Below are 19,420 nucleotides of genomic sequence, written 5' to 3' on the forward strand. Positions count from 1 at the left end.
ACAAGGGGAACCAGAGCATGAAATATCTGACCGGAATTCTGACGGCGATCATGGTGATCGCCACCCTGGCCGTTTCGACGGTTGTCCGCGCCGACGAGAAGAAGTGGACGCATGTGACGATCGCGACCGAGGGCGCGTTTCGCCCCTGGAATTTCACCAAGGCCGACGGCAGCCTCGACGGTTACGAAATCGAGCTGATCCAATATTTCTGCGCCCATATGAAGGTCGAATGCACGACCATCATCCAGCCCTTCGACGGCATGATCCCGGCGTTGAATGCCGGCAAGTTCGATGCGATCATTTCCGGCATGTCGGCGACCGCCAAGCGCGAGGAAGTCATCGCCTTCAGCGATTCCTACGGCACGACCGGCCAGACCTTTGCGACGCTGAAGGACTCTGCGCTCGCCAGCCTGCCTTTGAAGGGCGAGGTCTTTTCGCTGGCAACCGACGAGGCCGGCGCCGCCAAGGCGGTGAAGGAGCTGGAGCCGTTGCTCAAGGGCAAGGCGATCGGCGTGCAGACCGCATCGATCGCCGCGACCTTCCTCGACAAATATTTGAAGGGCGTCGCCGAGATCCGCGAATACAAGACGACCGAACAGCACGATCTCGATCTGAAGGCCGGCCGCGTCGACCTCGTCATGGCATCCATGGCCTATCTTTCGACGGCGGCGGCAAAGCCGGGCAATGAGGAGATGGTGGTTACCGGTCCGCGTTTTCAGGGCGGCATGCTCGGTCGCGGCAGCTCGGTCGGTCTGCGCAAGGACGATACCGAGCTGAAAGCCATGTTCAACGATGCGATCGCTGCGGCCAAGGCGGACGGCACGATCGCCAAGCTGTCGCAGAAATGGTTCGGCTTCGATGTGACGCCGAAGTGAAACGCGGTTGGAACCTCTGACGTAGCGCGCAGGCTGCGAACGTGATGAAATGATCCTGAAGCTCGGGGGATGGCCGTCGAGTTTCATCGTCGCGGGGTGCATGCCGAACGTGCGCTCTGCGGCCGGCCAAATCTGCCATGGTCACGCCTGGTGGCGCGAACGACAGCCTATATGGCCGCGGCTGTTCGCGGCGTCTCAGAGTTTATCGTATTCGCGCTCCGCCATGACCGACTTGGCTCTCTGCTCCGAAAGGAATTTTCCGACATCGTGCGCGCTGAGCGGCGGCGAATAAAAATAGCCTTGCACAAGTGTGCCTCCCAGCTGTCTCAAGGCCGCAAGCTCTTCTGCCGTTTCCACCCCTTCCGCGACGCATTCCAGCCCCATGTCGCGGCTGAGCGTGAGAAGGGATTTTACGATCTTGTGGCTGGCGGGCTTGTCGTGCAGGCAGGTGACGAAGCTGCGGTCGATCTTGATCTTGGTGAGCGGCAATGCATGCAGCCGCGTCAGGCTGGAATAGCCGATGCCGAAATCATCCAGGGAAATGCCGCAGCCAAGATGGCGCAGCATTTCAACCGAGCGCTTCACCTGTTCGACATCATGCGCGAGCGCCGTTTCCGTAATCTCCAGGTCCAGCCGTCTGGCGTCGAACTCGCTGCTTTCGATGATGCCGACCACCGACAAGACGCCTTCGCAGGAATTGAGATCGTGGGCGGACAGGTTGAACGACAGACGCAGGTGATCTTCCCATTGCGATGCCGAGGCGAGTGCTTTCTTGAGCAGCGGTCTCGTCAGCGAACTGACAATACCCGCCCGTTCCGCGATGGGAATGAATTGCGCGGGCGAAACACGTCCGAGCACCGCATTGTCCCAGCGGGCCAGGGCTTCGAAGCCGATCGTTTGCTCGTTGCTTATGTCCACGATCGGTTGGAACACGACGAAAAGCTCGCTTTCCAGCTCCGTCTGCTTGAGCATGTGTTCGATGCGGGCTTCGGCGTTGATCTGGCTCTCGTGATCCGCGGTGAACAGGATCGCCTCGCTGCGTCGGGTCCTCTTGGCGTGGTAGAGCGCATAGTCCGCCCGATCGAACAGCTGTTCCCGCGTAGACGCAAGGTCTGGAAAGACCGCTATGCCCATCGACGCGGAAATTTGCACCGTTCCCTCGGGCATATGGTAGGGCGCGCGAAGTTGCTCGACGATAGCGTTCGCGTTTATGACAAGCTGAGCATCGTCCGGTATATAGGGTGCTATGATGGCAAACTCGTCGCCGCCCAGCCTGAACGCGGCGCTGGCTTTCAAGGCCGACGACAGACGCTTGCCGACCTCTATCAGCAGCCTGTCTCCCACGGAATGGCCATAGAGATCGTTGACCGGCTTGAAGCCGTCGAGGTCTATCACGCCCAATCCCAGCCGTGTGCCGGCGTCCCTGGCCGTCCTCAATTCCGTTTCCAGATGGGCGAAAAAGGCGCGGCGGTTCGGCAGGTCCGTCAGGCTGTCCATGTTGGCGAGCTTGAAGTTCTCGTTGCTCAGCACCTCCGTGCGTTGCTGCGACACCACCATGCGCTCGAAGTTGCGATAATTGGTCAGGACGATGGAGATCATGCCGACGCAGACCAGCAACATGTTGATCGCGATGGCGATGAAGGTCGGCTGCGTGGAGGAGATGAAAAATGCGATGAAAGCGCCGTTCACGATCGCCGCAACGACGAAAGCCGCTGAACGAAGGTACATCAGACAGAAGATGCAGGAGATGACCGTGATCGCCATGTAGAAAGCGACGTGAGACTGGGTATAGGCATCCCCATAGGGAATGAGCAGGAACGACCACAGTGTGAAGGCGACGGCAATGCAAGCGGCAAGACGGTTTGTTCGTGCGAGCGCGGCGTGGGCTACGCTCGGCGGCGGATCGATATTGCGCGTCCGCCACCAGAATATCATCCTGAATATGCAGCCGATGGAAAAGACGGCGGGCACGGCAATCGTCAACCAAGGCGGCGCCACATGCATATGTGTAACGGCAAGTGCCCAGGTGCTGGAGAGCAGTATGAGATACATCATAGGCACCTGGCGCGTGAATGCGCGGTACTGGGCCTTCAGGAGCTCCGGATTGTCCGAACGCACCATCATGAAATGACGTATTCTATTAAAGAAACTTAATGTACTCATTCTATAGTCTGCCGATATACCTGTGAGATATTATGATATCCAGGTTACTTAATTGGAAACGGCCAGACTTATCCTAGAATAACACTTTCCTTTGGAGGTGTTTATCTAGGGTTGTGGTGGGGTGTGGTGGACACATGCCGATGCCTTATCCGGGCCAGGCGGCCTTTAAAGTCGCTCGCAAGGCTCCAGGCTCGTCCTGCCTGACCTAGCGCGCTGTCACGTCAGATTGGTCTTTTTCGATCCGGTCGATCAGCACGGAAGAATGCGCATGACGGATGATATGATCGACGGTAGAGCCAAAAATCCGGTCAAGAATATCGGAACGGTGAGCCGCAACCACGATCAGGTCCGCGTGCCTCTCCTTGGCAATGGCCAGCAATGTTCGCGATGCCGGCCCCGAGCGCACATGAATGAATGCCGGTATGTCGAGCCGCCTGCACAGCAGGGTGAGCTTTTCTTCAGCCTCGCCGATCACCGATACGGCCCAGCTATCAGGATTGTCCCGCGCCGTCGGGAAACGCTCGACGACATGTGCCACGGTCAATTCGCCGCCTGGCGCCAGGAGCGAATGTGACGTGCGTAGGATATGTTCGGCTACCTCGCGCGAGCCAAGTCCGATCGCGCACATTATTCGTTGATACATCGCAATCTCCTAAAATCCGTCTCTGGGTAGCCGGTGAATCCGGCGCTTCTTCCGGGACGATGATCGTCGCGGGAAGCTTGCCGCGCCTTGATTCAAAACAATCCGCTTTCGTCACCGGCTTCCGACGCGTCGAAACCGCGATATTTCTCGTCCAGCGCTTCATTGTCGTCGTCGGAATTGCGTCTGATCCGCAAGCTGTCTCCAGGGCCTGTCAGTCCAGTCTCGCGGTGAAGACATAGCCGACGCCGCGCACCGCCTTGATGAATTGCGGTTTCTTGGGGTCCGTTTCGATCTTGCGGCGAAGCCTCACGATCTGGGCATCGATCGTGCGGTCGAACGCTTCAAGATTGCGTCCTCTGGTCAGGTCCATGAGCACCTCGCGGGTGAGGACGCGTCCCGCGTTGCGAACGAATGCCGTCAGCATGTCGAACTCGCCCGTCGTCAGCTCGACATCTCGCCCTGCGGGGTCGAGGACCTGGCGTCGGCTGATATTCAGCTTCCATCTCTCGAAACCGACGATTTCCTCGGTGTTCGGCTCCGTCGTTCGGGCAGGGGCCTGGCGTCGGCGCAGAATTGACTTCAGGCGGGCGTGAACCTCCCGAAGGTGAAAGGGCTTGGCGATATAGTCGTCAGCGCCGATTTCCAGTCCGACAATACGATCGACAACGTCGTCGCGACCCGTCAGCATGATGATCGGCACATCAGACTGGGCGCGAAGCTCGCGAGCGAGGTCAAGTCCATCCGCGCTGCCGGGAAGGACGAGATCGAGGAGAACAGCGTCGAAATTCTGCTGACGCAGGCGCAAGCGCATTTCGTTTCCGTCCGAAGCCGCAGAAACCGCATAGCCTTCGTCTTCGAAATAGCGCGTCAACATTTGGCGAATGCGAGGATCATCGTCGACGACGAGGAGATGTGCTTCATGATGGAGTACCGCCATCGCCCGTCCGATCAGTATCCCTGGAGCATGATGCCGAAAAGTGTACGCGGTTTTCGGACGACATCATGCTCTGTTTTTTGTTTCTTGGGCCAGTGTTACAGACTGTTACCAAACGGCACCGTCTTTAACATGCGCGGCATCCTGGTGTCACCTGCGACAGATCATCTGCTCCCATCGACAGCTCAGAGGAACGGTCATGCTGCAGACGAACAATGTTCACCATCTCAAGGAAGTCAGAAGCGCAGCGCGTCTCGGCGCCGAGCCGGACGGTTTGCGGGCGCTCTTCAGAAAGCAGCCCGCCGAATGCCTGAGTGCCGGCCAATCCCTGTTCTTCGAGGGGGATATGGCAAAGCATCTCTTTGAGGTGGTCGGGGGCAGCCTGCGCATCTTCAAGATCATTTCCGACGGCCGCCGCGTCATCACCGGCTTTGCACATGTCGGCGACATTGTCGGCGTTTCCTTGAAGAGCCATTATCTCTACAGCGCCGAGGCGATTGTCGATACCCGCATCCGCCGGCTCTCGCGCAGGGCCTTCGAGGCCGAAATCACCAGATGTCCCGATTTGCAGTCCAAAATGTTTTCCCATCTTTGCGACGAAATGGCTGCGGCTCAGGACCAGATGGTGCTGCTGTCGCGCAAGAGCGCCGAGGAGCGGGTGTGCACCTTCCTGCGCAAACAGGTCCAGCGCGGGTCGGCGTTTCCCGGAAGCAGCGCCCTTGTCGAGCTGCCGATGACACGGCTCGACATTGCCGACTATCTCGGGCTGACCATCGAGACCGTTTCGAGAACGATGACCAGGCTGGCGCGACGGGGGATCGTCTGTCCGGTCGACCGCCACACGGTACGTGTCATGAAATATGGAGTGCTCGTGCAACTGTCCGGGGACGATGAATATTATGGCGACGAGCCTATCCAAATCCCCTACGCTGGCGGCAATCACCACTAAATGCAGATGAAGAGAACCAATGAACAGCAAGACCGTCGCCAACGTGCCGAGCGAAGACAAGATAGACGAAATTGCTCGCTTGCTCGACGGGGTCAATCTGATCGTACACGGTCTGGACGGTATCATCAGCCATTGGACGGGTGGCTGCCATGCTCTTTATGGCTGGTCGCGCGAGGAAGCCATCGGACGAAGTGTGCACGAACTTCTGTCGACTCGCTTTCCGAGACCGCTTGAGGAAATCCGCGACATCGTCCGGCGCGATGGCGCATGGGAAGGTGAGGTCGTGCATCGCGGAAAGGACGGCCGCCCGCTTTTCGTTGCGACGCGCTGGGCGCTCGTCAATCCGGACGCTGGCGGCAAGGCGCTGATCATTCAGACGAACAATGATGTGAGCGACATGAAGAGAGCACAGGACGATCTGGCGGAGAGGGAGGCGCATCTGCGCTCGATTCTCGACACCGTTCCGGAGTCGATGGTCGTCATCGACGCCGCCGGGACGATTTCGTCCTTCAGTGCCGCGGCGGAAAAGCTGTTCGGCTATACGGCCGCGGACGTGTGCGGCAAAAACGTGAGGGTGCTGATGCCGCCGCCCGATCGCGATGCGCATGACGGCTATATTTCGCGTTACCTGACGACCGGCGAACGCCGCATCATCGGCTACGGGCGCGTGGTGACGGGACAACGCAAGGATGGCTCCCTGTTTCCCATGGAGCTTGCCGTCGGCGAGGCGATCACCAAGGGCGGGCGCATCTTCACCGGGTTCATCCGCGATCTCACCAGCCGGCACAAGATCGAGGAAGAGCTGCGGCAGGCGCAAAAGATGGAAGCGATCGGGCAGCTGACCGGCGGGCTGGCGCATGACTTCAACAATCTGCTCACGGTCATCAGCGGCAACCTCGAAATGATCGAGAACAGGCTCCAGGACGAGAAGCTCCGTCCGCTGTTGCGCGAGGCGCAGGAGGCCGCCGAAGATGGCGCCAAGCTGACGGGGCAGCTGCTGGCCTTCGGGCGTCGGCAGCCGCTTAATCCGAAACTCGTCGATGTCGGCCAGCTCGTCGCGGGTTTTTCCGATCTTCTGCGGCGGACGCTGGGCGAGGCGATCGAATTCCGTACGGTCGTTGCGGGTTCGGCGAACGAGGCGCTGGTCGATGCATCGCAATTGCAGAATGCGCTGCTGAACCTTGTTCTCAATGCGCGCGATGCCATGGATCGCGGCGGAAAGCTCTCGATCGAGATTTCGCGGGTCCATCTCGATGTCGACTATGCGCAGATGTATCCGCAGGTCCGCACGGGTGACTTCGTCCTGATAGCAGTGACGGACACCGGCCACGGCATGTCGGCGGACACCAAGCAGCGCGCCTTCGAACCCTTCTTTACGACCAAGGGCGTTGGCGCCGGCACCGGCCTCGGCCTGTCCATGGTCTATGGCTTCGCCAGGCAGTCCGGCGGCCATGTTCAGCTCTACAGCGAGATCGGGCAGGGGACGAGCGTGCGCATTTTCCTCCCCGCCGCACAAAGGGAAAACGCCAATGCCGGCGATCGGCCAAAAGGCCTTCCGGTCCAGCAGGCCATTCCGGGCGGCTCGGAGAAAATTCTCGTCGTCGAGGATGATCCGCGCGTGCGCCGCGTCGCCGTATCCCGGCTTGTCGACGCCGGCTATCAGGTGGTCGAAGCGGCCAACGGCAAGGACGCGCTCGCCCGGCTGGACGAAAACCCCGATATTGCCTTGCTGTTTACCGATATCGTCATGTCCGGAGGCATGGCGGGTGACGAACTCGCCAACACCGTCCGTGCAACGAGGCCGGACATCAAGATCCTCTTCACCTCAGGTTATGCGGAACCGACGATTGCCGGGAGAGAACTCGCTCAGTCCGGGACCTGGTTGAAAAAGCCCTATACGGCCCGCGAGCTGGCGGAGCGGCTTCGGGATCTTCTCGACTAGGCGCCTTCGCCACAGGGAGCCAGAAAGCTCGCGACCGGAACCGGCTAGACGGCCGCGGAATGCCGGGCCTTCTCCAGATGCAGATAGCTGTCGAACTGTGCCGCGATCGACCGGGCGAACAGATGACTTTCCGGCCGGATGGAGAAGCGGTCTCCCTCCGTGACGACATGCGGCGATGCCTGCGCGAGCAGGGCCGCCTCGCGCAGGATCGGTTCGGCGCTCTCGCCGAACATGTCGCACAGGGCAGCGGTGGAAAAGCCAAAATCGCACATCAGGCGCTCGATGACCCAGCCGCGCAGGCGATCATCCGCAGAGAGGGAAATACCGCGGACGACCGCGAGGCTGCCCGCTTCGATCAATCGGCCATATAGGCCGGTCGAGGGCGTATTTTGCGCATAGCCCTGGCGAAACCGGCTGATCGACGAAGGGCCGAGACCGATGAGCGTTTCGCAATGATCGTCCGTATAGCCCTGAAAGTTTCTCGTCAGACGCCCTTCGCGCGCCGCGACCGCAAGGCTATCCGTCGGCAGGGCGAAGTGATCGATGCCGATCGGATGATACCCGGCTTGCCGGATAAGCGCTGCCGCGCTCTGCGCCTGTTCGAGCCGCGTCCCGGGGCCGGGCAGGGCGGCTTCATCGATCATCGTCTGATGCTTCTTGAACCATGGCACGTGGGCATAGCCGAAAATCGCAATGCGATCCGGCCGCGACGACAGCGACAGGTCGATGGTCCTGCCAAGCGTTGCCAGCGTCTGAAATGGCAGGCCGTAGAGCAGGTCGATATTGACGGAGCCTACGCCCCGCGCGCGCAGTCCCTCGATGACGTGGCGTGTCGCCTCGAAGCCTTGCTCGCGGTTGATGGCCTTCTGAACGTGGGGATCGAAGTCCTGGATACCCAGGCTTGCCCGCGTCGTTCCGACCCCGGCCAATGCATCCAGCCGCGCCTCGTCCATATCGTTCGGATCGATCTCGATGCTGACGCTTGCATCCGCTGCGATCGTGAAGGTGGCATGCAATTTTTGGAACAGGCTTTGCAGATCGTCGGGCCTGATCATGGTCGGCGAGCCCCCGCCGAGATGGATCGCACGCACGATACCTCGGCCCGCAAGGTGGCGGCCGAGCATGGCGATTTCCCGATGGAGCGTCGCCAGATAATCGGTGACGGGAGCATATCGCAGCGTCTGCTTCGTATGGCACGCGCAGAACCAGCATAGCCGGTCGCAGAAGGGGATATGCAGATAGAGAGAGATCGCCTCATCGGCGGCGATTGCATCGATCCAGCCGGCGACCGTCCCTGACGTGACCCCGTCATGGAAATGCGGTGCTGTCGGATAGCTCGTGTAGCGGGGAACCTTCGTGTCGATCAGGCGATGGTGGGGGACAGGTGTCATGCTTGCAGGTCCAGGGTGGTGCTGTTGCGCAGCCGGATCGGGCGATGGGTGGAGATCACGACGATGCGGTCGCTCAGATGATCGGCAAGGCGGGTGAGAATCCGCTGGCCCTGCGCCGTATCGAGATGTTCGGTCGGCTCGTCGAGCAGCACGACCGGGCTGCGGGCGAGGAAGGCGCGTGCCAGATTGAGCCGCTGCGCCTCGCCAAGCGACAGCATGTCCTGCCTGATCCAGGCATCGAGGCCGCCGGCATCGCGGATACGCGCATCGAGCTCGACGGCCGTCAGCGCCTGCCACAGCGCTTCGTCGCTGCCTTCGGGATCGAAAAGATTGTCTCGGACGGTGTCGTCGAGGATTGCCGCATCGTGGAGGACGAGGGTCGTCCCGGCGCGTCGCTGTCGTGCCGACAGGCTTGTGTCCGGTCCATCGAATATGTCTTCGCCGATCCAGCCCGCGATCTGCTTCAGGAGGCTCGATTTGCCGCAGCCGCTGGTGCCGGCCACAACCGTCGGAAATCCGGGTCTCAAGTGCAGCGCAATCGGCACATGGCCGATCGGCGCCCCCGATGGGGATATCCGCTGGAGGCACTCGTGCCACAGTTCGCGCGGCGTTTCTGCCTCCGGGCAAGCAGCCGGGGTTTCCGCATCCCGTTTCCACCGGGAGATTTCCGCCCAGGCCGCGTCCCGCCGCAGGGTGGCGACCAGAATCCGGGATGCTCCATTCATGGCTTCGCCAAGTGCAAGCCATGCAAATCCAAGCGCGATCGGCAGGAGCATCGTCTCGCCGCGATTACCGGCCAGCCAGGCGGCGGCGACAACGCTGACCCCGGCGATCGGGCCGGTGAGGGAGGCGAGCGCGTCGAAGCCCGATTGCTGCCGACGCAAGGTAAGCACGAGGCCATCGGCCTTGGAAAAGGCGTCCATGGCCGAGCGACACTCATCGTCCCAAAGGCGTTCGGCGCGCAAGGAAACGGTGGAGGCCATGGCGGCGCCCAGTCGTTCGGCGCCGTCTCGCCGCAGCAACCGCGTCCGCTTCCAGACAACGGAGCCAGCCTTTGCCACTCTGCGGCCAGCCGCGGCGCCGATCAGCAGCGTGACGAGGATGGGCAGCAGCGACAGCGGTGCGACGGTGACGGAGCAAAGGAGAAGTATGGCAAGGCCCGCCGTCACGGTCAGGAAGGGAAGGCGGGCGCGCAGGCGGGCATAATCGACATCGTCGACATCATCCAGATAATCGGCAAGGCGAGCCTCGTCGCCAAGCTGCCAGCCGGCTCGGCGAACAGCAGGCGCTGTCGCCATGGAGGCGAACAGATCCACCCGGCGGCGTGTCTGATCGCCAAGTGCTGCCTTGTGGCCGATCAGGCGTTCGCCATAGCGCGTTGCCGTGCGGCCGATGGCAAACAGGCGGATGAAGGCTGCGGGGACATGGAAATTGAAGGTGGCGGCCGCCGCCGTCAGGCCGGCCGTCGCCACGGCCCCCAGGAACCAGGCGGAGACACCTCCCAGCAGGATGCCGCAGCACAGCGCGCAACAGCTGAGCAGCGTAGCTTGCCGCCAGTATTTTCTGCTCGCAGAGAAGGGGTCGCCCGTCATGCTGCCACCTCTGTTTCCTGGTTGCTTGTAAGGTCGATCGTGACCCTCGCAGCAGTGGCGAGCTCCCTGTCATGCGTGGCAACGACGACAAGTCGCGAGCGCGCCATGCTGAGAAGCGCCTGCCGAACGAGGGTGGATGTCGTTGCGTCGAGCTTGGCCGTCGGTTCGTCCGCGACGATTGTGTGTCCCGATAGAATGGCACGGGCTATGGAGACGCGAAGCCGCTGACCGCCGGAAAGATTGCCGCCGCCGCGCGTCAATCGCGCATCGAGGCCGCCGGGCAGGAGTGTGTCGTCAAGCAATCCGACCGCGCTTGCGGCATCGAACAGTCTTGCCGATGATATGGGCGGCAGGTTCCGGCAGATCGCCTCGCGGAGGCTGCGTCCGCCGATGAAGCTGTCGGTCGAAATCCATGCGATGCTCCCGGAGATCGGCGGAATAGGGCTCTCCTCCCGTTCCAATCCGGCAAGCCGGCGCAGCAGGGTCGACTTGCCGCAGCCGCTGGGACCGACGATTGCGACGAGGCCGTGGTCGGGAAGCGGTGTGCGGGGCCGGTCAAGCGCGGCAATGGCCACCGCGTCGGGGACATCGACATTGAGCAGCCGGTCGAGCGCAGCGGCCGCCGCAAGACCTTCCGCCTTGGCATGATATTGTTCCGAGAAACGCCTGAAGGGCGCGAAATAATCCGGCGCGATCATCAGGATGAACAGGCTCTGCCAGAGCGCGAGATCGGAAAAGCCGGGGATCATCATCAATTTGAGATGCCCAAGGCCAAGGAAGACGGCGAGCAGGGCGATCGACAGCGACGCGAAGAAATCGATGATGCCGGCGTTGATGAAGGCAATGCCGAGAACGCCCATCGTCTCGCGCGCATAGGTCTCCAGCCGGGCGGCGAGCTTCTTTTCCTCCTCGGCAAGGGCATGATTGGCAAGAATGGTCGGCAGCGCGCGGATGCGATCGGCGAATTGTCCGGCAAGACGGCCGAAGGCGTGCTCCTGAATTGTAGCGCGCCGCCGGATGGCATCGCCGACCAAGGCGAAGAACAGGATCATGACCGGCGTCAGACAGATGACGAGGACCGCCGCCTGCCAGGAGACGAGCACGAGCATCGCGGCGGCCACCATCGGGCCGATCGCCATCATCATCGAGGCCATGCGATGACCGATGACGAGGGATGCCACGGATTCAGGATAACGCTGCATGGCGACGATCAGCGTCCCGACCGGCAGCTGGTTCAACTGTCGCGGCGACATGGCGTTCAGCCGTGTTCTCGCGGCATCACGCAATCCGGTCGCGACTACGGTTTCGGCGGCTGCCTGCATCCTGTCGCCCAGCCATCCGATCATGGCGGAACAGATCAGAAAGCCGATCGCAAGGATTGCCAGCCCGGGATCGACCGGCTGGTCCATCACGAGGCGGCCAGCGACCAGGGCGGCCGTTGCCGAAAAGCCGAGCCGCAGCGCCAGGCGCGCGATCTGGATCGCAAACACCGCCCGCAAGCCGCTTCTTGCGGCGGCGCGCGCAAGCGCGAGCGCCTCGATCTTATCGATGTCGGCACGCGTGTATTCGGGACAGTGGGTCGATGGCTTGTCTTTGTTCATGCCGCTCTTTTGGCATCGATCGAGCGGGCGGAGGTTGATCTGGATCAACTCACGGACGCATCGCTCGCGCTAACAGAGGTCGACCAAGAAAGGATCAATCCATGTTCGACCCACTCCTTGTCGACCTGTCCCGGCTTCAGTTCGCGCTGACGGCGCTCTACCACTTCCTCTTCGTGCCGCTGACGCTCGGCCTATCGATCATGATCGCGATGATGGAGACCGTCTATGTCATGACGCGGCGAACCATCTGGCGCGACATGACGAAATTCTGGGGCGTGCTCTTCGGCATCAACTTTGCGCTCGGCGTTGCGACGGGCATTACCATGGAGTTCCAGTTCGGCATGAACTGGGCCTATTATTCCCATTATGTCGGCGACGTCTTCGGCGCCCCGCTGGCGATCGAAGGCCTGATGGCCTTCTTTCTCGAGGCGACCTTTGTGGGCCTGTTCTTCTTCGGCTGGGATCGCCTGTCATCACGCGCCCATATGACCGTCACCTGGCTGATGGCGCTGGGAACGAACTTCTCCGCGCTCTGGATTCTGATCGCCAATGGCTGGATGCAGAACCCGGTGGGCTCGGCCTTCAATCCCGACACGATGCGCATGGAAGTGACCGATTTCATGGCGGTCCTGTTCAATCCCGTCGCGCAGGCGAAGTTCGTCCACACCGTTTCGGCCGGTTATGTCTGCGGCGCGGTTTTCGTTCTTGGCGTTTCCGCCTGGTACATGCTTCGCAATCGGCATGTCGCGCTTGCAAAGCGCTCCTTCGTGATTGCCGCGGCCTTCGGCGTCGCCTCGTCGCTTTCGGTGATCGTGCTGGGCGACGAAAGCGGCTACGCCTTGACCGATAACCAGAAGATGAAGCTCGCCGCCATCGAAGCCATGTGGGAAACCGAGCCCGCACCGGCATCCTTCACCGCGTTCGGTATTCCAAGTCTTGCCGATCGTGAGACCCATTATGCCGTCCATATCCCCTGGATCATGGGCCTCATCGGCACCCGGTCGATAGACAAGGAAATTCCCGGCATCGACCAGCTGGTGGCGAAGGCGGAAGAGCGCGTGCGCAATGGCCTGGGCGCCTATGATGCGCTGGAGACGCTGAAGGTGAATCCGGGTGATGCAACGGCGCGTGCGACGTTTGAGGCGAAGTCCCAGGATCTCGGCTATGCCCTGCTTCTGAAACAATATGTCGAAGATCCGCGTACGGCGAACGATCAGCAGATCAAGGATGCTGCGTGGTCGTCGGTGCCGCAGGTTCCCTGGCTCTTCTTTTCCTTCCGCATCATGGTCGCCTGCGGCTTTGCGCTCCTCGTCCTCTTCGTGACCTCGCTCTGGTACACGATGCGGGAACAGGGCGCCCCGCGCTGGCTGTTCAGCCTGGCGGTGCTTGCGATGCCCTTGCCGTGGATCGCGATCGAGCTCGGATGGTTCGTTGCCGAATTCGGCCGCCAGCCCTGGATCATCGATGGCGTGCTGCCGACCTTCCTGGCGACCTCGGAACTCGGCATCTACAACCTCATCCTCAGTATCGCGGGCTTCACCCTCGTCTATGGCGTGCTTGCCGTTATCGAAGTCCGGCTGATGCTGGCCGCTATCCGCAAGGGGCCTGATATCGCCGACATGATCACGGGCAAGCCTTCGGTTCCGCTCAGGGAAGCGAAGCCGTCGATGCAGCCGGGCGAATAGCCTCCTCTCCGAAAGGACCAAGTCAATGATCGAATTTCTCCTCAGCTATGAAACGCTGCGCGTCACCTGGTGGATCCTGCTCGGCGTGTTGCTCATCGGATTTGCCGTCATGGACGGCTTCGACATGGGCGTGGGGGCGCTGTTGCCCTTCGTCGCAAGGACGGATCTGGAGCGCCGCGTCGCCATCAACACGGTAGGGCCGGTCTGGGAAGGCAACCAGGTCTGGTTCATCCTGGGCGGCGGCGCTATTTTCGCGGCATGGCCCGCGCTCTATGCGCTGAGCTTTTCGGGCTTCTATCTTGCGATGTTCCTGGTGCTGCTGGCCCTCATCCTGCGGCCCGTCGCCTTCAAATATCGCTCGAAGCGGCCGGAGAAAGCCTGGCGTACCCGCTGGGACTGGGCGCTGTTCGTCGGGGGTGCCGTTCCCTCGCTGATCTTCGGCGTTGCCGTCGGCAACGCGCTGCAGGGCGTACCCTTCCATCTGACCTCGGACTTGCGTCCGATCTACGAAGGCACGCTTCTCGGGTTGCTCAATCCGCTCGCGCTCTATTGTGGTATGGTTTCCCTGTCGATGCTCGTCATGCATGGCGCGGCCTGGCTCGCCTTCAAGGCCGAAGGGACCGTCGCGGAGCGTGCGAAGGCGATCGGGTCCAAGGCGGGGATCGTCGCCGGCCTGCTGTTTGCCGGCGGCGGCGCGCTGGTCTGGCTCGGCCTGCTCGGCGGCTATCGCGTCACCTCGGCCATCAAATGGGACGGTCCGTCAAACCCGCTTCTGAAAAGCGTCGAGCATGATGGTGGCGCCTGGCTTGCCAATTTCGCGGCCCACCCCGTCCTCTGGCTCGTACCCGCCATCGGCATCATCGGTCCCTTCTTCGTGGCATTGGGCTTCCGCACGCGCCGCGAAGGCCTGACCTTCATCGCATCGAAGCTCTCGGTGGCGATGATCATCGCGACGGTCGGTCTCGCGATGTTCCCGGTCATCCTGCCGTCGAGCACCAATCCCGGCCACTCGTTGACCGTCTTCGATGCATCGTCCAGCCGCGCGACATTGCGCAACATGCTTCTGGCGACGGCCATCTTCATGCCGATCATCCTTGTCTACACCGCCTGGGTCTACCGTGTCCTGTGGGGCAAGGTGAGCGAGAAGAGCGTCGAACAGGCCGGTCATTCGGCATATTGAGCAAGAATAGGAGAGAGAATATGTGGTATTTCGCTTGGGTTCTGGGATTGGGTCTGGCGGCCTCGGTCGGTATTCTCAACGCACTTTGGTACGAGCTGCGCGTTCTGCGCGAGGAGCCGGATGGCGGAAGCGTATCGCTGCCCACGCCCTGATACGGTCAGGAATCATCGGAAGGAACCGGGATCGGTTCGGCGGCCGGCCATCGGGTATGATGAATGCCCTATGGCCGGAGCCTGCGCGTCAGAACGGCTCACCGTCATCGAGCCTGGCATCGCAGCATCCCCCTTTTATCCCCCCACAGGAGGCTATCCATCGCAATTTAACGGTTGTACCAATTTTGATCATTGTGTCGGAGCGCATGTTTGCTCATCACTTGGTTTTCGCCTCCACCGAAATACTAAGGCCGATGCATGTCCAGTAATCATCAGAGAGATATTTTTGAAGCTGCGGTAAACTACGCATTTGCAAAAGCACAATTGGCGGCCACCGCATCCTATCTTGAGCGTGGGCGGCAATATAGAGATGTATTGGACGAGCGTCTGGAAGAGCAATGGGTGGAGACATTCAGGACCTGGAGCGCCCTGTCGTCCGCGGAAGCCCGTCGCGCCAATGATGACCTGACGGCTGAGATTGAGCTTAGGCGGAAAGAGATCCCGCTTTCGCGGGTCGGGACGGAGTTGAGGATTTTACTCACGCGTGCCTCGACCGTTACGAAGGATGAGACAGCCAGGCATATCAGCGGCCAGATCATGGATGCGTATCTCAAGGCGGTCGACGAGCAGCACTGAAGATCTTTCGGCCGTGGGGTTGATCTTCTCGATTTATCCGGGCGTTGCCGCCGTTGGCGTAGTCGTCTCCTTTGCGGAGTGCCTCATTGTCCGGATACGCCCGAACGGATGTTGCGAACCTGCCGGCGCACATATCTTCCAACCGGCCAAAACGACAAGGGCGCGAATGTCGCCGCCTGTCCTGCCGTTACCCAGCCATGCCACATCGCGGCAATGTAACAGCTCCGCAGCTCTTCCCGTAGCCAACCCGATGCGTCTCAGGTGAATGCCTGATGGTTTCATTCAAGCGCATATGCTAGCTCATTGAAAAGATTTTCATATGACCAGAGCGAGGATACGAACCGCTTCGAAGAATAGATTTTTTCGTTTGCTCAACTGGTTGTCATTCTTGCCAGAACCAGAAGATGCCGCATACACAACCAAATTTCGTATCATCCCGCCACTATGTCGATGTCACCGAACGTTTCATCGATATCGGCTTCTGGAATGCTGACAAGGGGATGGGGGAGATCCGTGGTACAGATGGTTTCTTCCGCATTACTGGCTTTTCGCGTGGGCAACCTGTAACCTTCCAGCGATGGATGTCCATATTGCATCCCGAGGATTACGAGGATTTCCGCTCGATCTCCTCGATCGTATCGATGGACGTGTCGGTCTCGCGAGAGGTCCGATTGATTGAGCCCAGGCGTCCTTACCGATGGGTTCGCATTTCGGCGGAGCAATCCAAAACGACGGGGCGTTTGGTTGGCCTGATCCAGGACTTGGCAAACGAGCGAGGGGTAAGGGCGGCTCTCTATCGGGAGCGTGCAAGGCTTGATACGTTTCTGGACACGACGCGTACGATATTCTGGGCGTTGAACGTCGCTGGCGCCCTCATCGATCTCAGAGGGTGGGAAGAAATTACCGGTCAAAATCAGGACGATTGTCAAAATGGCGGCTGGGCAGACCTTATCCATCCGGATGATCGGCAGCGGATAGTCATGGCATGGTCGAGCTGCCTGACTGAGGGATCAGCTTTTGAGGGACGCTTTCGTCTTCGCTATCTGGACGACATGTATAGGGTCGTCCTCGCACGATGCACGCCCGTCCGGGAGAAAAATGGCGCCCCAATAGAATGGATCGGCTGCCTACAGGAAATGTGGCGCGAACCAGCTCTGGATTCACTGCGCGACGGTAAGGCCATCCTCAAGCCGCAACAGTTGCGTGCCGCTCGCGCGATGTTGGGTTGGTCCGCGGACAAGCTCGCTTCGGAAGCCGGTGTTTCTCCAGCAACGATAAGACGGTACGAAACAACGGACGAACACATGAAAGAAGCAACGGTTTCGGCAATTCTGGCGGCGCTGAATAGCCACGGCATCGTTGTGACCACGTCTTCCGAAAAGATCGCGCTAAGTCTGGAAATAAGACAGCCGACGGCGGGCGAGGCCTGAAGCCGTAAAACTGATCAAAACGTCGAAACCGCCCCCGGCCTGGCTCCGATTTGATCAGAAACTGCGCAATTTCACGATAAGTACGCTCAAGAAATAGTTAATTTTATTTGGCAATCGTCAATACTTATCCGTCATGATCATGGGGTGTGGTAGATAAGGTTATCGTATTTGTTTGAAAAAGTAGGACGCCATATTCGATATGTTCGAATAAATACTATGACATGGCGTAGGGTCGTAACGCTTATCTCTGTGACTGAGTGGAATTACAACTCGGAACGCGGGCGGCTAGCGTAGCCTTAGCGCGCTCCTCCGGCTACCTGTCGGCGTGTATGTCTTTGTAATGTCAATGATATATGCAATTTTTCGAGGAAAAGTCATGAAGTCATTACCCTTCCCTCTCATGTCCGATGCGGCGGCAATTCTTGCTGCCGTGCAGAAATCACAGGCCATCATCGAGTTCGGTCTCGATGGCACGGTTTTGGCAGCGAACGAAAATTTCTGTAAGGCGCTCGGCTACGCACCTCGGGAAATCATTGGTCAACATCATCGCATCTTTGTTGACCCCATCGAGGCAGAATCCGCCGACTACCGGGCGTTCTGGGCGAAGCTGGCACGCGGCGAGTTCGATCAGAAACAGTATAAGCGTATCGGCAAGGGTGGCAGAGAAGTCTGGATCGAAGCCTCCTACAATCCCGTTTTTCGCCGCGGCAAACCCTATAAGGTCGTCAAATTCGCCACCGACATTACCGCACAGAAGCTGAAAAGCGCGGAGGACGCGGGCAAACTGGAAGCGTTGTCGCGGGCGCAGGCGGTGATCGAGTTCACCACGGCGGGTGACATCATCACAGCCAACGAGAACTTTCTTTCCGCGCTTGGCTACCAACTTTCGGAAGTCGAGGGGCGTCGTCATGCGATGTTCTGCGATCCCGCCTATGTCCAAAGTCCGCAATATAAGCAGTTCTGGGACCGTCTGCGGAGCGGCGAATTTATCGCGGACGAATTCGCGCGGATCGGCAAAGATGGCCGCCGCGTCTACATCCAGGCATCCTATAATCCGATTTTCGATATGAATGGCAAAGTCTTCAAGGTTGTGAAGTTTGCAACCGATGTCACTGGTCGCGTCGAAAATGTCGAGATGCTTGGCGACGCGCTGAACAGTCTTTCGGATGGCGATCTGACGCTGCATCTGTCCAAGCCCTTCATCCCCTCTCTGGAACAGCTGCGCACCGATTTCAACAGGGCATCCCAGAAGCTCCGCAGCGCGATGCACGCGGTGGGAGAGAATGCGCAAGCCATCGCGGCCGGTTCCAACCAGATCCGTTCGGCGGCCGACGATCTTTCCAAGCGGACCGAGCAGCAGGCTTCGTCCGTCGAGGAGACCGCCGCATCCCTGGAAGAAATTACGACCATGGTCGCCGATTCGAGCCGCCGGGCCGATGAAGCCGGCCGGCTTGTGGCCGATACCAAACAGGGCGCGGAGAAATCCGGCAAGATCGTTCGCGACGCGATCACGGCAATGAGCGCGATCGAAGGCTCATCCAACGAGATATCCAACATCATTGGTGTCATCGACGACATCGCCTTTCAGACCAATCTCCTTGCCCTCAATGCAGGTGTCGAAGCCGCTCGCGCTGGAGACGCCGGCAAGGGCTTTGCGGTCGTGGCGCAGGAGGTGCGTGAACTCGCCCAGCGTTCGGCAAAGGCGGCCAAGGAGATCAAGGCGCTCATCAATGCCTCCAGCCAGCAGGTGGAGGCCGGAGTGTCCCTCGTTGCACAAACGGGAGACGCTCTGCAAGAGATCGTGCGGCAGGTGCAGGACATCAACATCAACGTGGCGGCCATCGTTGAAGCCGCTCGCGAACAGGCGACCGGCCTCAAAGAAATCAATAGCGCGGTTAACATCATCGATCAGGGCACACAGCAGAACGCCGCAATGGTCGAAGAATCGACCGCAGCCAGCCATAGCCTGGCTCGCGAGACCGAAGCGCTCTTCAAGCTTATCGGCCAGTTTCGCATCGGCGAGGGGGATGGCGACCAAACGAAGGACGTGTCGCCCAAGACACATACGGGTTCCCAGCAGCGGCGGGTAGCGGCGTAGCGTGTTCGTGCGACGTTTCAATTTTTCAAGGAGCCGCGCTCAGCTGTCGACGTCGTCGTGGCGCAGCTTTGCGTTCAGCCGGTTCGGCAATTGCGCGCGGCGCATGACCTCACGGCATAACATTGAGACCATCGCGTCATGAGGAAGTC

General features: G+C 60.2%; 15 protein-coding genes. 9 read left to right on the forward strand and 6 right to left on the reverse strand.

Annotation, left to right across the window (positions count from 1 at the left end; genetic code table 11):
• Positions 1-17: 17 nt before the first annotated feature.
• Entirely contained in the window at positions 18-875 is an 858-nt protein-coding gene (locus FHX11_RS28125) for a transporter substrate-binding domain-containing protein (RefSeq protein WP_184364153.1), read from the forward strand.
• 195 nt (positions 876-1,070) lie between these two features.
• Here the strand turns inward: FHX11_RS28125 and FHX11_RS28130 are convergent, their stop codons facing one another.
• The 3 genes from FHX11_RS28130 to FHX11_RS28140 form a co-directional block, all read right to left on the reverse strand.
• Positions 1,071-2,999 carry an EAL domain-containing protein gene (locus FHX11_RS28130; protein WP_246781178.1) on the reverse strand — a complete coding sequence of 643 codons (1,929 nt, stop codon included), beginning with the start codon at positions 2,997-2,999 and terminating at the stop codon, positions 1,071-1,073.
• Between the two features lie 244 nt (positions 3,000-3,243).
• Positions 3,244-3,681: a universal stress protein gene (locus FHX11_RS28135; protein ID WP_184364155.1), complete on the reverse strand. Its 438-nt coding sequence runs from the start codon at positions 3,679-3,681 to the stop codon at positions 3,244-3,246.
• Between the two features lie 211 nt (positions 3,682-3,892).
• Positions 3,893-4,618 carry a response regulator gene (locus FHX11_RS28140; protein WP_184364158.1) on the reverse strand — a complete coding sequence of 242 codons (726 nt, stop codon included), beginning with the start codon at positions 4,616-4,618 and terminating at the stop codon, positions 3,893-3,895.
• Positions 4,619-4,814: 196 nt separating this feature from the next.
• Between FHX11_RS28140 and FHX11_RS28145 the strand changes: the two genes are divergently transcribed.
• Both FHX11_RS28145 and FHX11_RS28150 read left to right on the forward strand, forming a co-directional pair.
• Positions 4,815-5,564, forward strand: coding sequence for a helix-turn-helix domain-containing protein (locus FHX11_RS28145; RefSeq protein ID WP_184364160.1), 750 nt, complete (start codon positions 4,815-4,817; stop codon positions 5,562-5,564).
• Positions 5,565-5,583: 19 nt separating this feature from the next.
• The gene (locus FHX11_RS28150; protein ID WP_184364162.1) at positions 5,584-7,506 is read left to right on the forward strand and encodes a PAS domain-containing sensor histidine kinase; all 1,923 of its coding nucleotides are present in this window, start codon (positions 5,584-5,586) and stop codon (positions 7,504-7,506) included.
• 44 nt (positions 7,507-7,550) lie between these two features.
• On the opposite strand, the gene hemN is transcribed toward FHX11_RS28150, so the two are convergent.
• Genes hemN through FHX11_RS28165 form a run of 3 tightly spaced genes read right to left on the reverse strand, consistent with a single transcriptional unit; the run spans position 7,551 to position 12,090 of the window.
• Positions 7,551-8,897, reverse strand: a complete 1,347-nt coding sequence (gene hemN / locus FHX11_RS28155) for an oxygen-independent coproporphyrinogen III oxidase (RefSeq protein WP_184364164.1) — start codon at positions 8,895-8,897, stop codon at positions 7,551-7,553.
• On the reverse strand, positions 8,894-10,489 hold the full coding sequence (locus FHX11_RS28160) for an ATP-binding cassette domain-containing protein (RefSeq protein WP_184364166.1): 1,596 nt from the start codon (positions 10,487-10,489) through the stop codon (positions 8,894-8,896). The genes hemN and FHX11_RS28160 overlap by 4 nt, the downstream gene beginning before the upstream one ends.
• Positions 10,486-12,090, reverse strand: a complete 1,605-nt coding sequence (locus tag FHX11_RS28165; protein ID WP_184364168.1) for an ATP-binding cassette domain-containing protein — start codon at positions 12,088-12,090, stop codon at positions 10,486-10,488. Before FHX11_RS28165 ends, FHX11_RS28160 begins: the two co-directional genes overlap by 4 nt.
• A 101-nt stretch (positions 12,091-12,191) precedes the next feature.
• Here FHX11_RS28165 and FHX11_RS28170 point away from each other — a divergent pair, with 101 nt between their 5' ends.
• The 6 genes from FHX11_RS28170 to FHX11_RS28195 all read left to right on the forward strand — a co-directional run bounded on the left by FHX11_RS28170 (position 12,192) and on the right by FHX11_RS28195 (position 19,271).
• Complete coding sequence (locus FHX11_RS28170; protein ID WP_184364170.1) at positions 12,192-13,775, forward strand: cytochrome ubiquinol oxidase subunit I; 1,584 nt, start codon at positions 12,192-12,194, stop codon at positions 13,773-13,775.
• A 25-nt stretch (positions 13,776-13,800) separates the two neighbouring features.
• Positions 13,801-14,955, forward strand: coding sequence for a cytochrome d ubiquinol oxidase subunit II (gene cydB / locus FHX11_RS28175; protein ID WP_184364172.1), 1,155 nt, complete (start codon positions 13,801-13,803; stop codon positions 14,953-14,955).
• A gap of 20 nt (positions 14,956-14,975) precedes the next feature.
• Entirely contained in the window at positions 14,976-15,107 is a 132-nt protein-coding gene (gene cydX, locus FHX11_RS28180) for a cytochrome bd-I oxidase subunit CydX (protein WP_184364174.1), read from the forward strand.
• A gap of 258 nt (positions 15,108-15,365) precedes the next feature.
• Entirely contained in the window at positions 15,366-15,743 is a 378-nt protein-coding gene (locus tag FHX11_RS28185; protein ID WP_184364176.1) for a hypothetical protein, read from the forward strand.
• 404 nt (positions 15,744-16,147) lie between these two features.
• On the forward strand, positions 16,148-17,173 hold the full coding sequence (locus FHX11_RS28190; protein WP_184364178.1) for a PAS domain-containing protein: 1,026 nt from the start codon (positions 16,148-16,150) through the stop codon (positions 17,171-17,173).
• Positions 17,174-17,549: 376 nt separating this feature from the next.
• Positions 17,550-19,271 (forward strand): PAS domain-containing methyl-accepting chemotaxis protein, encoded by a 1,722-nt coding sequence (locus FHX11_RS28195; protein WP_184364180.1) that lies wholly within the window; start codon positions 17,550-17,552, stop codon positions 19,269-19,271.
• The last annotated feature ends 149 nt before the right edge of the window (positions 19,272-19,420 follow it).

The sequence above is a fragment of the Rhizobium sp. BK602 genome (assembly GCF_014195095.1).
Classification (GTDB): Bacteria; Pseudomonadota; Alphaproteobacteria; order Rhizobiales; family Rhizobiaceae; genus Rhizobium.